Here is a 13219-nt window from a genome sequence, read left to right as displayed (position 1 = left end):
TCATGTATATTGAATTCATGAAATGTTATTCACGAGTAAACTTGTGAAATGTTTCACAAACAATGGGATTCATGTAGGACGGTAACTCTATTTTTTTCGCTAATCGGGACTTATTATGACCTATAGGGACTTATAAAGACCGTGATAACAGAATAGGAGGAAATTTACATGGTAGTCAAAGAGAAAGTTGTAAATGAAATGCAAGAGATAAAAGAGATGATTGATACGTTAGTAAATAACGGTCAACAAGCTTTACAAGCATTAGAAAGTTTTACACAAGAGCAGATTGACAACATTGTTCATGAAATGGCACTAGCGGGTGTTGATCAACATATGCCACTTGCAAAATTGGCTGTTGAAGAAACAGGCCGTGGTGTCTATGAAGACAAATGCATTAAAAATATTTTTGCCACTGAATATATTTGGCATAGTATAAAGCAAGATAAAACGGTAGGAATTATTCACGAAGATCCTCATGAAGAAATAATAGAAATTGCAGAACCTGTCGGTGTAGTAGCTGGGGTAACACCAGTAACGAATCCAACGTCGACAACAATGTTTAAAGCGTTGATTGCGATAAAAACGAGAAATCCAATTATTTTCGCATTTCATCCTTCTGCACAAAATTGTTCGGTGGCAGCAGCGAAAACCGTATATGATGCAGCAATGAAAGCTGGTGCACCAAAACATTGTATTCAATGGATTGAAAGACCGTCTGTCGAAGCGACGAAACAATTAATGAACCATGAGGGTGTGGCACTCGTTCTAGCAACTGGAGGCGCTGGTATGGTGAAATCAGCTTACTCTACTGGAAAACCAGCGCTAGGTGTAGGTCCTGGTAATGTACCGTGTTATATAGAAAAATCAGCACATGTAAAACGAGCTGTTAATGATTTAATTTTATCGAAAACATTTGATAACGGTATGATTTGTGCATCGGAACAAGCAATCATTGTCGATAAAGAAATCTATGATGATGTTAAAACAGAAATGATTGAAAACAATTGTTACTTTGTAACAGAAGAAGAAAGAAAAAAATTAGAAAAGCTCGTTATAAATGAAAATACATGTGCAGTAAATAGTGATATTGTAGGAAAATCAGCACAGTATATTGCCGAATTAGTTGGGATTACTGTTCCTGAACATACAAAAATGCTTGTAGCTGAAATTCAAGGTATCGGAGCAGCATACCCGTTATCTCGTGAGAAACTGAGCCCAGTATTAGCCTGTGTGAAGGCGAATTCATTAGAAAAAGGATTTACATATTGCGAAGAAATGTTGAACCTCGGTGGTTTAGGACATTCAGCAGTTATTCATTCTACAAATAAAGAAGTGCAAAAGCAATTTGGATTACGTATGAAAGCTTGCCGTCTCATTGTAAATGCACCTTCATCACAAGGTGGAATAGGGGATATATATAACGGATTTATTCCATCACTTACACTTGGTTGTGGTTCATACGGAAAGAATTCAGTTTCTAAAAATGTAACGGCGACTCATTTATTAAATATAAAAAGGCTGGCAAATAGAAAAAAGAATATGCAGTGGTTCAAATTGCCACCAAAGATTTATTTTGAAAAACATGCTACAGCGTATTTAGCAAATATGCCTAACATTTCACGCGCATTTATTGTAACGGATCCTGGAATGGTTGAACATGGCTATGTCGATACAGTCGCGCACTATTTACGCAAGCATGCAAATGATGTGAAAGTTGAAGTTTTCTATGAGGTCGAACCAGATCCATCAGATGAAACTGTCTTTAAAGGTGCGGAAATGATGAGAAGCTTTCAGCCAGATGTAATTATCGCACTTGGTGGTGGTTCAGCTATGGATGCAGCAAAAGGGATGTGGTTGTTCTATGAGCATCCAGAAACAACATTCTATGGCATTAAACAGAAGTTTTTAGATATAAGAAAACGCACATGTAAATACCCGGAATTAGGAAATAAGGCACAGTTTGTTGCCATTCCAACAACGTCAGGAACAGGATCAGAAGTGACACCATTTGCGGTTATTACAGATAAGAAAAATAATATAAAGTATCCGCTCGCAGATTATGAATTAACACCAGATGTAGCAATTGTTGATCCGCAATTTGTAATGACAGTACCACCACACGTAACAGCGGATACTGGTATGGATGTTTTAACACATGCAATTGAGGCGTATGTGTCTGTTATGGCAAATGACTATACAGATGGATTAGCATTAAAAGCTATTGATCTCGTATTTAAATATTTACCGAGAGCATATAAAGACGGAAATGATGAAGAAGCAAGAGAAAAAATGCATAACGCTTCTGCAATTGCAGGGATGGCATTTGCAAATGCTTTTCTAGGTATTAATCACAGCTTAGCACATAAGATTGGACCAGAATTCCATATACCGCATGGACGTGCAAATGCAATTCTTATGCCGCACGTAGTTCGTTATAATGCTATTAACCCAAGAAAACACGCATTGTTCCCAAAATATGAGTACTTTGTAGCAGATGAACGCTATGCACATATTGCGAGAATGCTAGGGCTTCCAGCAAGCTCAGTAGCAGAAGGTGTGGAATCACTCGTCCAAGCAATTATTGAGCTTGGAAAAAGCTTGAATATTAATATGAGTATTGCAGGGCAAGGAGTAGATAAAGAGCAATTTGAAGAGGTTATTGGAGTATTAGCAGAAAGGGCTTTTGAAGATCAATGTACAACTGCTAATCCAAAGTTACCGCTTATTTCAGAGCTGAAAGAAATTTATATGCAAGCATATAAAGGTGAGTAATGGTTATGAAAGAGCCGCAGTAAAGCGGCTCTTTTTTTGTTGGAAAACATCTCCCAGAATGGCTGTATTTACTGGTCTTTCAGTTTCATAGAATATGATACAGTGAAATGGAGGAGTGAGAATCTAATGAAAGAATTACAAGGGAAAATAGAAGATTATACTCGGTTCGGACAAATTCTTCTCGCTGTAAGTACATTGTTAATGGTTGGCTTGTTGATTCCAAATGGAGCAAAAGAGACAATCCAATTTTTTGTTATGATGGGGAGCATCGGTATATTTTTAAGTTTATCGTTCTTTTTCTTTCAGCGTGTGAAAGTGATGCGTGACCAGCTAGAGGAAAATGAATGTGAATAATATTGTTAACTAGAGCGCGGCGAAAAGAAAGAATCTTTTTGTCGCGCTTTTTGTTTTTTGTAGAAAAATGTATGGGTTTCATATTGACAATGATAATCCTTATCAATTAAAGTAGAGTAATAGTTAATGATTATCATTATCAATTAGAGGTGAAGAAATGAAAAAATCTATTACGCTATTTACAGCGATTTTATCTATTTTTTTCTTGTTAATAGGTTGCAGTGCCAAAGGGGACGAAAAAGCATCTGCAACCAAAACAGAAAAAGGAAAAGAGAAAATCGAAATTACCGACCTATCAGGAAGAAAGGTAACATTCGATAAAGTGCCAGAGAGTTTTGCAACATTAAGTATGGGGGATATGGATATTATTCATGCTTTAGGTGGAAAAATAGTAGGTCGTCCGGATACGAAATTAACTCTTCCAGAGGAGTTAAAGAAAGCGCAAGTAATCGGGAATGCACATCAACCGAATTTTGAGCAAATTGCTAGTTTAAAGCCCGATGTACTTGTTGCTAACAATGGGTTCCAAAAGAATGTGCCAACGGTTGAAGGACAAGGAACGAAAGTAATCATTTCTTCTGCGAATTCTGTACAAGATATTCAAAAGAATATTGAACTATATGGAACGGTAATGAAGAAAGAAGAGAAAGCAAAAGAACTTAATCAAAAAATGAATGATCAAATGAAGAAATATGAGAAAAAGAGCGATGTGAAAGCATTGCTAGTGTATGGCGCACCAGGTACTTATTTAGCGGCATTACCAACATCTTTATCAGGTGATATTTTAGAAAAAACAGGCGGGAAAAATATTGCTTCTGATTTTCCAGAAATGAAAGAATATCCGCAATATGCACAGCTAAGTGTAGAACGCATTATTGAGGCGGATCCAGATGTTATTTATTTAATTACACACGGGGATCCAAATAGTGTAAAAAAAGCATTCGAAGGCGAAATGATGAAAAATGAAGCGTGGAAAAATTTAGATGCAGTAAAACAAAACCGCGTAGTTATTTTGCCACCTGATTTATTTGGATCGAATCCTGGAACAAAAGTTACAGAAGCAATGGACTTTATGTATAAAAGTATACAAGATGTAAGGAAATGATACGTATGGAAAGTAGTGAAGTAGTAAGAGAAAAGGAACATCCTTTTGCGAAAAAAAGATGGATAATAGCAGTTACTTTAGTTGTATTAACAATTCTAGGCCTCTTTTATGGTCTTTTCGCAGGAAGTTTATCCTTTTCTGTACGAGACATTCTAACAGGTATACAAGATGAAGGTTCGACAGTTCATCGAATTGTATGGGATCTTCGCATACCGAGAGTTCTCGTTGGGTTTATAGTAGGAACATGTTTAGCTGCATCTGGTACACTGCTGCAAGGGGTTATGAGAAACCCTCTTGCAGATCCTGGTATTATCGGGGTTTCATCTGGGGCAGGCCTTGTAGCAATTGTCATCATGATTTTATTCCCACAGCATCTAGCTTTTTTACCACTAGGGGCGTTTTTAGGAGCTTTCATAACAGCGATGGTTATTTATGCTTTATCATGGCAAAAAGGGGCACCACCTTCAAGAATCGTCTTAGTAGGAGTGTCAATCAATGCATTAATTGGTGCAGCAACGTCAGCTTTAATGTTATTACATAGTGACAAAGTACAATCCGTGTTACCGTGGCTAGCGGGCGGTATTGGTGGTGTAAGTTGGGCACATTTAAACATGATTATTTATTATGCAATATTCGCCATTATATTAGCTTTCTTTGGTATTAAGCATATTCGAGTGTTAATGCTTGGAGATGAAATGGCAAAGTTATTAGGACATAATGTGGAAAAAAGTCGGTTTTATTTAATCGTAGTAAGTACATTATTAGCTGGAATTGCAGTAAGTGTGTCTGGTCTTATTGGATTTGTCGGTCTTGTCGTACCACATATGCTACGTTTATTAGTTGGAAATGATTATAGATATTTGCTACCTTTATCATGCCTTGGCGGCGGGGTATTACTTGTTTTTGCGGATGCAATAGCTCGAAGTTGGTTTGACCCAATCGAATTGCCTGTTGGTATTTTACTGTCCTTCTTAGGTGGTCCTTTCTTCTTATATTTAATTCATAGAGGAGGAAAACAACGTGATTTCCGTTAACAAAGTGTTTTATGCACACTCTGAAAGATTTCAAATGCAAAATATGAATGTACATATTAAGGCTGGAGAAATCGTTAGTTTAATTGGTCCGAATGGATCGGGAAAATCTACTTTGCTTCGTTTAATAGCAAGGCTACTGAAACAAAGCGAAGGGGACATCATTTTAGATGGGAAAAATATTCATATGATGAAGAGTGCTGATGTAGCGAAGCAATTAGCGATGTTACCACAAATGCATGATCATCAATTAGATTTGACAGTGAAAGAACTAATTGAGTTCGGAAGAGGTCCACATAAATCATGGAGTAGCCGCTTAAATAAAGAAGATCAAGAAATTGTTGATTGGGCATTGTCTGTTACAAATCTTGAAGGGTATGAATATCGTCTTTTACATTCTTTATCAGGAGGGGAACGGCAACGTGCTTGGATTGCGATGACGCTAGCGCAACGTACAAATGTCTTATTATTGGATGAACCAACAATCTTTTTAGATATCGTTCACCAGTTGGAAGTAATGGAACTTGTGAAACGATTAAATGAGGAGTTTGGAATGACAATTATAATGGTTTTACATGACATTAACCAAGCTGCTCAATATAGCGATCGTTTACTTGTATTAAAGCGAGGAAAGATTCAGTATGATGGTATACCAGAAGAAGTACTATGCCATGAAATGTTTCAACATGTATTTGGCATAGAAGTAGATATTTTTCAAGGAAATGACAAGCCGTTTTTTACACCGAAACGAATTTCTAAAAGGGGAGAAGAGCGATGCAAACAGAAGAGCGTATTACCACTGAATTAGTAAGAGAATTTGTTATGGCAGCTCACGGGGATTTAGAGAAAGTACAAGAGCTATTGGCTGAATCGCCAAGCTTACTTCACGCCTCTTATAATTGGGGTGGATCAGATTGGGAAAGTGCGTTAGGGGCATCGGCACATGTAGGTCGTAAAGATATTGCTCTTTATTTACTAGAAAAGGGTGCTCGGATGGATATTTTTGCAGCAGCTATGCTTGGTGAATTAGAAATTGTACAAGCTATTTTAGTAGCTCAACCAGAAGCATTGCATGCATCTGGTCCTCATGGTATTTCTCTTCTTCAGCATGCACGAATGGGTGGAGAGAAATCTAAGCGTGTATATGATTATTTAGCAATACTATCTTAATGAATGAAGTTCTTATGTGCGGTAAACTTTTCACTTGAAAAAATTGGAAAGTTTACCGCCCGTTAGAACGGGATAAGTATCTAGTATATTTGAAAATCCTACACCCCCCTCAATTGTAGTTTTCTTTATGCTAGTTATGATATGGATGCAGTAGACAATATTTGTCTACTGCTTTTTTTAGGTTTATAAGAATGAAAATTCTGTGTTTTTATGTTGGTTCATTTATCCCGCTATTTTCCAGGCAGTAAGACTCCCGCCTAAAAATTCAGCTAAAGTAAAGAAGTTAGACGGGAGATCCACTGCCCGTAAACGCCCGATTGGTGAAGGCTAATAATCAGTGGGGATGAACAAAATTCCCCACTAATTAAAGTTTCACTTTATAATAGATAGTAACATTTCGTATACATACAAAACATGATCGTGAAATTAAGAACAAATTAGTGGAAAGGAGTGCCAGCATGTTTCATACAGAACGTTTACAAATTCGCAAATATACAATGGATGATTTACAGTTCTACGCTTCACTATGGGGGAACGAGAAGGTAATGCGCTATATTGGAAATGGGACGTTAAAAACATATATACAGTGTAAAAAAAGTCTGGAGGAATGGGTGATTCCTAGCTATAAAAACGGTCTCGGTTTATTTGTATTGATTGAAAAGGAAACGGGAACAAGAATTGGTCATGCAGGGCTGATACAGCAGAAGATAGATGGAAAAGAGGAAATTGAAATTGGTTATTGGTTACTTCCTCAGTATTGGGGAAAAGGGTATGCAAAAGAAGCGGCGGCAGCATTTCGTGACTATGGTTTCCAAGCATTACGAATGAATAAATTAATTTCTCTTATTAATCCGAATCATCCGGCCTCAATATTTGTTGCTAGAAAAACAGGGCTCAGCTATGAGAAAACAACGTCATTTCATGGAATCGATGTTCTAGTTTATTCTATTAAGCGTGTTGGATGAAAAGATTACTTTTTTAAAGGTAAATTACATTTTTTGAAGAATGGTATATGAAAATAAAGGGAGGGGTTACATGTACATTTATCATAATGGACTTATTATTCGTGAGGGAACGAGTAGTGTACCAGCATATGCAATTAAAGCTTTGTTTGAAGATGCCGGTTGGAGTAATGATAATATCCCTTCTTGGCAAATTGAAAAATTTACGATAGCATTCGAAAATTCAACATGGGCTTTCACAATTTGGGATGAGGAAGAGATGGTTGCGATGGTTAGAGTCATTTCTGATGGAATTATGATTGCGAACATAGTAAATTTAGTTGTGAAGTGTGAATATAGAGGGAAGGGATTAGGTAAGAAGCTTGTAGCTCTTTGCCTGCAAAAACTTCCCCACGGTGATTGGTTTGCGCATACATCAGCGAACAATTTTGATTTTTATAGAAGTTGTGGATTTGAAGTTAGAGAGCTATCGAGAAACGGAACATGTGCGTATTATGGATACCAAGTCGCGAAAAGAGATGGTCACCGATAAATGAATGGAAAGTAAAAAAGTATAGCGAGGTAATTTTGAGACTTTTGATAATAGAGAATGGATTGAGGCTCGTTTTATGATAAAATAAAAGAAAATTCTGTTTATTGTTAGGGGGATAAAAATGAGTGTAAAAGCTGGGGATGTATTTAAATATGAAAGAAGATTTACTGAGGAAGAAGTTTTTGAATTTGCAAATATTACTGGTGATAAAGGTAGACACCATGTGGAATACGATGAAAATGGAAGATTAATGGTTCATGGTTTATTGACTGCTAGCGTTGGGACGAAAGTGGGAGAAGAGTTACATTACATAGCAAGAGAATTAGTAAGTGAGTTTATTAGACCAGTTTTCACAGGAGATACGATCACTTGTGAACTAACTTTAACAAATGTTGAGCAAATGGAAGGCTATAAAAAAGTTTCAATCGAGTCAGTTTATCGCAATCAGCATGAAAAGACTGTACTAGTTGGGACAAGTTATGGAATTATAAGGGGATAAAAAAGAAGCCTGTTTAACAGGCTTCTTTTTTTTATTATTTAATAAACACGTTTTCGATTTTCCGCATAACTAGAGATGAGTAATAATGCAGTTTCTTCTCCTATATTACGAACAATATGAGGAACGCATGCATTCCATGAGAAAGAATCACCTTCTTCTACAATTGCAATATCTTCACCGTGCTGAACTTCTAGTTTTCCGCGTAATACAAGGTGACATTCTTCCCCTTCATGGGCATTTGGTGAGTTTTCTTTCGGGAATCCAGTAGGGATTTCTACTAAAGATAGGCGAAGGCCCCCTTGCTCCGCAACATGTTCAATTCTTTGCTCATCTTTGCCGTATACACTGTATTTCCGTTCTTCTTTTTTGACAATTTTTAATCGATCTTTTTGCTCTAACAATAAATAGGGAAGGGGAACGTTTAAAAAATTGGAGATCGTTTCTAAAGTTGAGATAGATGGTGATGTTTTATTATTTTCAACCTGACTCATAAATCCTTTAGAAAGACCTGTTCCCTCGCAAATTTGTGCAATTGTTATGCCTCTACGTTGACGAATTTCACGTATTGCAGAACCAATATTCATAAAATCAAGCTCCTTTTTGTAAACAACTATTTGTATCATAGCAAAAAAAATATATTTTTTCCCAGTGAAAATGAATTGACGAATAAAAAAAATTAGTGTATGTTTTGTAATGTAAATAAAAGTTTTGTATAAGAAAACTATAAAGGAGAGAATGAAATGAATCAACATATTGGTAACTTAATTATTCGTATCGTGTTAGGGGTAACATTCTTCATGCACGGTTTAACAAAATTCCAATCAGGAATTGACAATATTGCAGGATGGTTTACAAGTATTGGTTTACCAGGAGGACTTGCATACGGTGTAGCAACGTTTGAATTAGTTGGAGGTCTATTATTAATTCTAGGTTTAGGTGTAAGATATATTGGATTATTATTTGCACTTGTTATGGTTGGAGCAATCGTAAAAGTGAAATGGTCAGCTGGTTTATTGGGAGATGGAAAAAATCCTGGTTTCGAATTAGAACTTGCATTATTAGCAATGGGTGCATACTTATTTGTTGCAAAAGCTGATGGTTTTGTAGATAATTTCTTAAAAGAAAAAATGTCAAAGAAGAACTAATTTAAATGGGGGGGCTAACAAGATGAGTTTTCAACTTCATCCCGATACAACACTTGATGTTGTTCATTTATACGTATCTAATGTAAAGAAATCACTAGAGTTTTATACGGAAGTACTAAGTATGAAGGTGCTAAGAGAAGAAGAAGCAGTCGTTACATTTGGGAATGAAAATGATGAACCACTTCTTATCATTGAAGAAAAGAAAGAAGCTTTTCCGAAGCAAAGAGGAAGAACAGGGTTATATCATTACGCAATTTTATTACCAAGTAGACAGGATTTAGCGAATGTTCTTCGTCATCTTGTAGAGATGGTATATCCACTACATGGCGGAGCCGATCATTACTTTAGTGAAGCTCTTTATTTAGCTGATCCAGATGGAAACGGGATTGAAATTTATCATGATCGACAAAAAGAAGTTTGGCGTGATGAGAATGGAGAACTCCCATTTGTTAGTAACCCGTTAGCTGGTGAAGAATTATTACAGCAAGGAAGTACATGGAATGGCTTTCCAGCTGGTACTGTGATGGGGCATATTCATTTTCATGTAGCTGATTTAGAGGAAGCGAAACGTTTCTATGTTGATGGTCTTGGTTTTGAAGTAACGATTCCAGCTCGTAATGGAGCATTGTTCGTATCTGCAGGTGGTTATCATCATCATATCGGTTTAAATACATGGCAAGGTGAAGGGGTACCACCGCAAATGCCAGGTTCTGTTGGTTTGAAATATTTCACAGTTGTACTAGCGAATGAAAAACAAAAAGAGCAAGTATGTGAAAGCTTAAAAAATATTGGCAAGATTGCTACGTACAAAGATGGAATATTACAAGTCGAGGATCCATTTGGACATTGTATCCATTTCAAAATAAAAGGAGAAGCCTAAAAAGGCTTCTCCTTTTATTTTCTTATAATTGCTTTTTCGTTTTGTAAAAATAGTTCATCAAATTGTTTTGCAAGCTCAAAATCTAGTTTCGTTAAACCTTTTGCATTCCAAGATGACAAAGTAATAATAACTGCTTTATACTGGATAAGGATAAATGGATGGTGATTATGTTCTTCTGATAGTTTGGCGGCTTCAGAGACAAATTCGACTCCTTTTAAGTAGTCGGAAAACATATATTTTCGTTCAATCCATTTCTCATCTTTTACCATCCATTTATCTACCTTCAATAATTCTTCGTGAACTTCTTCTTCAGTTAATCTTAGCATCATTTTTCACATCCTTTACTGGAAGTAACGCAAGACCATTGTTAATAAGGCGAGTTACAGCTTCGTCAGTTGTGAAAGTAGAAAGTTGATGTAGTAATGCTGCCGATGTTTCATGCCCTTTGTTATGCTCTAAAAGTAACTCTAATACTTCAAGGCGCAGCAACCATTCTTTCGCATAAAATTTATTTAATACTTCTTGAATTGCTACTAATTGATCGATATGCGCGTCGTGTAAAATCCCCTCACTTCGAATATCTCGAACTGTTTGATACATACGTTCAAGTTCATTCAGTACAAGTGGAGCAGGAATTTCGTGAACTTCTTCATCCATTGGGAAAAATGCTGCGGCATCTGCGGCACCTGGGAATACTGAAGTGATTTGTGAGCCAACAGCCATATCAAATGCGCCCCATGAAGCATCAAATAAAACGCGGGCGTTATAAGTAACTGTGCAATCGATAAAGGAAATAAGAGCAATTTTCTTATCGTTTTTCACAATATCTGTTACTGTTCCTTTTACATGAATACCACTTGCAAAAGTAAACTCAGCGATAGTTCCAAGTGTAATTCCTAATGATTGTAGTTGTTCGTCTGTACAATTTTCTAATGCAATATTTTCAGTGAGTAATCCAATCGGTGTTCCAAATCCGTCACTGTGTACAGAAGTAGAATGATTTGCTAACTGTTTATTATGAAGCGCTAATGCCGTTGGCGAATTTGTTCGCATGTAAATTAATTCACCTGCATCGTTTTCAATTGTCTCGCTAAATGTACCTGTAATTTGTAATCCACTATTTAGCTCAGCTGTTGCATAGTTCTCAGAGCGAATTGCTTTTTCTAAACCTTCTTTTCCACCTGTTTTAAAGGCCATTGTTTTAGAAAATGTTTCAAGCGCATCTGTTAATTCTTCAAAGGATTCACAAACAAATAGTTGTGGTTGCATTTTTGTTACGTCATAAGTTGTCCCTATACATGCTTCGATAGAAAATGGAACCTTTTCTACAGCGTCTGTTAAGCAATGTTTGCTTTCGCCAACAGAAGAAAGGAGACCAGCACCATATATCTTTGGATCATCTATATTTCCGATCAATCCATATTCTACTGTCCACCAGAAAAGACGTGAAATTTGTTCAGCTTCTGATAAACCAGAAACTAAGTTTTGTTTTTCAATTACAGCATTTTCAGCAGCCTTAACTTCATCAGGAGTAGAAGTAGGGCTTTCTTTTACTATCGTTAATGTACGAACAGCTTCAAATGCATCATGTTCTTCTTTTGTAGAGAAAGCTTTTGCACCAATTTGCCCAAAACGTTTCACATATTTTGCATATGTAGGATCAAGTAAAATCGGTGCGTGCCCTGCGGCTTCGTGTACGATATCTGGAGCTGGTGTGTACTCGATATTTTCTACTTTCCGAATATCTGTTGCGATCGGTAGTAATCCGTGTCCTTGAAAATCGAAGAATGCTACGCCGGGAATAAGTCCGTCAATCGTTACAGCGCCCCAGCCACTTGGTGCCAAACACTCATTCATTTCTTCTACTTTTGGAATTGCATCTATATTAATACCAGATGATTGTAGTCCGTTCACATAGGCTGGATGAGCAACGTCTTTTAAGAAGCTATGATTTTGTCTCATAATGTAACGCCACACAGCGTGATTCACCGGTGTGTATTGATCATAATATTGTGTGGATACGAATGGTTTTAAATGCGATGGAATTTCTGTTTTCTTTGTCATTTAGACATCCTCCTTTTTTTCTATAAAATTGAATATCGATTTCGTATAGCTTGTATCACCTCCCTTCATTATTTGTAAGCGCTTATAAAATTTTATCATAAGATTCGGAATTATTTAACATATGTTTCTGTGAGAAATAGAAAAAGCCCCTATCGGAAAATCCGATAGGGGCGAAAGAATCGCGGTACCACCCTATTTGTAAGTGAAAATATACTTACATCTCAATTAATGATAACGGAAAAATTCCGTCTTTTCCTTCATGCATAAAAGCACTACGAAAAAGAAGCTCCAGAATTGTAATTCATACTTATATATGTGCTAATTTCCACCGACCATTAGCTCTCTGTAACAGGGATATAAGATACTACTGCGATTCTTTCAACGCGTATATATGAAATTGTGTAAGAGGATGGACGCAAAAAAGTCCCTATCGGAAAATCCGATAGGGACGATAAAAATCGCGGTACCACCCTATTTGTAAACAACTAATTGTTTACCACTCACTTTACGATAACGGAAAGATCCGTCTTTCTTTTCATGCATAAAAAGCATTACGGGAAAGAAGCTCCAGAATTGTAATTCACGCTTGTATATGTACTGATTCGCACCAACCATCAGTTCTCTGAGACAGTGATATAAGTCGCTACTAGTATTCCTTCAAAGCCGATATATAATTCGTTAAACTAAACTATGTTTTGTATTATA

At 36.6% G+C, this 13219-nt stretch carries 14 protein-coding genes and 2 other annotated features; of the genes, 11 read left to right on the top strand and 3 right to left on the bottom strand.

Translation table 11 applies throughout. The annotated features are described in order from the left end of the window. Nucleotides 1-168: 168 nt before the first annotated feature. The 9 genes from adhE (at nt 169) to ACTJJY_RS05420 (ending at nt 8425) form a co-directional block, all read left to right on the top strand. Nucleotides 169-2772 carry a bifunctional acetaldehyde-CoA/alcohol dehydrogenase gene (adhE, locus tag ACTJJY_RS05460; RefSeq protein WP_440605143.1) on the top strand — a complete coding sequence of 868 codons (2604 nt, stop codon included), beginning with the start codon at nt 169-171 and terminating at the stop codon, nt 2770-2772. Between the two features lie 126 nt (nt 2773-2898). Continuing rightward, on the top strand, nt 2899-3126 hold the full coding sequence (locus ACTJJY_RS05455; protein ID WP_377824031.1) for a YrhC family protein: 228 nt from the start codon (nt 2899-2901) through the stop codon (nt 3124-3126). Nucleotides 3127-3283: 157 nt separating this feature from the next. Further along, nucleotides 3284-4231: an ABC transporter substrate-binding protein gene (locus tag ACTJJY_RS05450; protein ID WP_440605142.1), complete on the top strand. Its 948-nt coding sequence runs from the start codon at nt 3284-3286 to the stop codon at nt 4229-4231. A gap of 5 nt (nt 4232-4236) precedes the next feature. Further along, nucleotides 4237-5265, top strand: coding sequence for a FecCD family ABC transporter permease (locus tag ACTJJY_RS05445; protein ID WP_002082127.1), 1029 nt, complete (start codon nt 4237-4239; stop codon nt 5263-5265). Next, a complete protein-coding gene (locus tag ACTJJY_RS05440; protein ID WP_440605141.1) occupies nt 5252-6070 on the top strand; it encodes an ABC transporter ATP-binding protein in 819 nt (272 codons plus the stop codon). Before ACTJJY_RS05445 ends, ACTJJY_RS05440 begins: the two co-directional genes overlap by 14 nt. Beyond that, complete coding sequence (locus ACTJJY_RS05435) at nt 6037-6432, top strand: ankyrin repeat domain-containing protein (RefSeq protein ID WP_029443341.1); 396 nt, start codon at nt 6037-6039, stop codon at nt 6430-6432. The genes ACTJJY_RS05440 and ACTJJY_RS05435 overlap by 34 nt, the downstream gene beginning before the upstream one ends. A 386-nt stretch (nt 6433-6818) precedes the next feature. Beyond that, complete coding sequence (locus ACTJJY_RS05430) at nt 6819-7397, top strand: GNAT family N-acetyltransferase (protein WP_141542485.1); 579 nt, start codon at nt 6819-6821, stop codon at nt 7395-7397. Between the two features lie 70 nt (nt 7398-7467). Continuing rightward, complete coding sequence (locus tag ACTJJY_RS05425; protein WP_000276127.1) at nt 7468-7926, top strand: GNAT family N-acetyltransferase; 459 nt, start codon at nt 7468-7470, stop codon at nt 7924-7926. A 121-nt stretch (nt 7927-8047) separates the two neighbouring features. Then, nucleotides 8048-8425, top strand: a complete 378-nt coding sequence (locus tag ACTJJY_RS05420) for an enoyl-CoA hydratase (protein WP_440605140.1) — start codon at nt 8048-8050, stop codon at nt 8423-8425. 38 nt (nt 8426-8463) lie between these two features. On the opposite strand, the gene ACTJJY_RS05415 is transcribed toward ACTJJY_RS05420, so the two are convergent. After that, nucleotides 8464-9009 carry a helix-turn-helix domain-containing protein gene (locus ACTJJY_RS05415; RefSeq protein ID WP_001020693.1) on the bottom strand — a complete coding sequence of 182 codons (546 nt, stop codon included), beginning with the start codon at nt 9007-9009 and terminating at the stop codon, nt 8464-8466. 156 nt (nt 9010-9165) lie between these two features. Here ACTJJY_RS05415 and ACTJJY_RS05410 point away from each other — a divergent pair, with 156 nt between their 5' ends. Together ACTJJY_RS05410 and ACTJJY_RS05405 are read left to right on the top strand one after the other, a co-directional pair. After that, a complete protein-coding gene (locus ACTJJY_RS05410) occupies nt 9166-9570 on the top strand; it encodes a DoxX family protein (protein ID WP_001071553.1) in 405 nt (134 codons plus the stop codon). Between the two features lie 22 nt (nt 9571-9592). After that, the gene (locus tag ACTJJY_RS05405; protein WP_000009848.1) at nt 9593-10450 is read left to right on the top strand and encodes a VOC family protein; all 858 of its coding nucleotides are present in this window, start codon (nt 9593-9595) and stop codon (nt 10448-10450) included. 14 nt (nt 10451-10464) lie between these two features. Here ACTJJY_RS05405 and ACTJJY_RS05400 read toward each other — a convergent pair whose 3' ends face one another. After that, nucleotides 10465-10779: a 4a-hydroxytetrahydrobiopterin dehydratase gene (locus ACTJJY_RS05400; protein WP_000979537.1), complete on the bottom strand. Its 315-nt coding sequence runs from the start codon at nt 10777-10779 to the stop codon at nt 10465-10467. Next, nucleotides 10760-12514, bottom strand: a complete 1755-nt coding sequence (locus ACTJJY_RS05395; protein ID WP_440605139.1) for an aromatic amino acid hydroxylase — start codon at nt 12512-12514, stop codon at nt 10760-10762. The genes ACTJJY_RS05400 and ACTJJY_RS05395 overlap by 20 nt, the downstream gene beginning before the upstream one ends. A gap of 163 nt (nt 12515-12677) precedes the next feature. Continuing rightward, nucleotides 12678-12905, bottom strand: a binding site (T-box leader). Nucleotides 12906-12955: 50 nt separating this feature from the next. Further along, nucleotides 12956-13184 (bottom strand) — a binding site (T-box leader). Nucleotides 13185-13219 lie beyond the last annotated feature (35 nt).

This window comes from Bacillus sp. 22475, assembly GCF_052044835.1.
GTDB classification, from domain to species: domain Bacteria; phylum Bacillota; class Bacilli; order Bacillales; family Bacillaceae_G; genus Bacillus_A; species Bacillus_A cereus.
This window is presented reverse-complemented; position numbering and strand designations above follow the sequence as displayed.